2 protein-coding genes are annotated in these 1177 nt (G+C 35.5%); one reads left to right on the forward strand and one right to left on the reverse strand.

Translation table 11 applies throughout. The features are described from left to right. Positions 1-65: 65 nt before the first annotated feature. Positions 66-482 carry a hypothetical protein gene (locus AC30RD_RS09685; RefSeq protein ID WP_489494350.1) on the reverse strand — a complete coding sequence of 139 codons (417 nt, stop codon included), beginning with the start codon at positions 480-482 and terminating at the stop codon, positions 66-68. 111 nt (positions 483-593) lie between these two features. Between AC30RD_RS09685 and AC30RD_RS09690 the strand changes: the two genes are divergently transcribed. Continuing rightward, positions 594-1177: SulP family inorganic anion transporter (locus AC30RD_RS09690; protein ID WP_489494351.1), on the forward strand; the 584-nt coding region annotated here is incomplete at its 3' end.

Raw genomic sequence — 1177 nt, forward strand, 5'->3', positions numbered from 1 at the left:
CCTTAAATTCTCTATTTGAAATTTCGCGATTATATCTAAAGTGTGGTTATAGGAAGATTAGAGCTTTATACGGCAAACATAAGCTGTGAGAGGAAAATAATAATTACAACAAGTATAAAAGGGAATCTGTGGCTTTGAAATACAAGTGGCTGTATCTTGAAAAATACCTGTAAAACACCACGTAATCCCAGCCAACCGCCTAAAAATGCTTTGATAAGTAATACTATTTGAAAATTTGAAAGCCCCTCTGGTGCTATCTCACCAAAATTGACACTAAAGAGGTATATACCAGAAAGCACCGCAACAATAAGTGCTTTTGGCACAACCTGGCGTACATATTTCATAAAATATTCACGAACTTTTGGGTATTCATCACCTAAATCATTTTGCATACGAGATAAAAAGAGGTTATCGGTAAATAAAAACCCTCCGTAGATAAAAACTGAAAAGATATGAACAAGATGAACAAAAACATACAACATAAAAATTCCTTCTTCAAAATGATATGAAATTCTATCACTTTTATTATTAAAAAGCTAATCTTCATCACCCTTTAGATACAATTGCGCAATTTTTTACAAGGTGTGTACAGATTGTTTGACATAAGAAAATATACCTCTCCAAATATCAAAAACGATATTTTATCCGGTTTAGTTGTTGCAGTTGCTTTGGTTCCTGAAGCTATAGCTTTTAGTTTTATTGCAGAGGTAAGCCCTATTGTTGGGCTTTATACAGCCTTTATTTTAGGACTTATCACAGCGCTTATAGGTGGTAAACCCGGGATGATAAGTGGAGCAACAGGAAGTGTTGCCGTTGTTATCATTGGGCTTGTTATTGAAGCAAACAACCTTTTAAAGGCACAAGGGCTTAGTGGTGATGATCTTTATATCCATATGCTCAACTATGTCCTTTTAGCTACGATTATTGCCGGTATTATTCAGGTACTTTTTGGTGTACTGAAGTTTGGTAAGTTTATCCGCCTTGTTCCACAACCGGCACTTTACGGGTTTGTAAACGGTTTGGCAATAGTCATTGCTATGGCTCAGTTTAAATTTTTTGAGGGGCAAAACTGGGTGATGTATGCCATTGTGGCAATTACAATGTTTATTATGTATATATTTCCAAAATTTACCAAAGCGATCCCTTCGGGGCTTGTTGCCATTGTACTTATCTCTTT

The sequence above is a fragment of the Nitrosophilus sp. genome, from assembly GCF_982775275.1.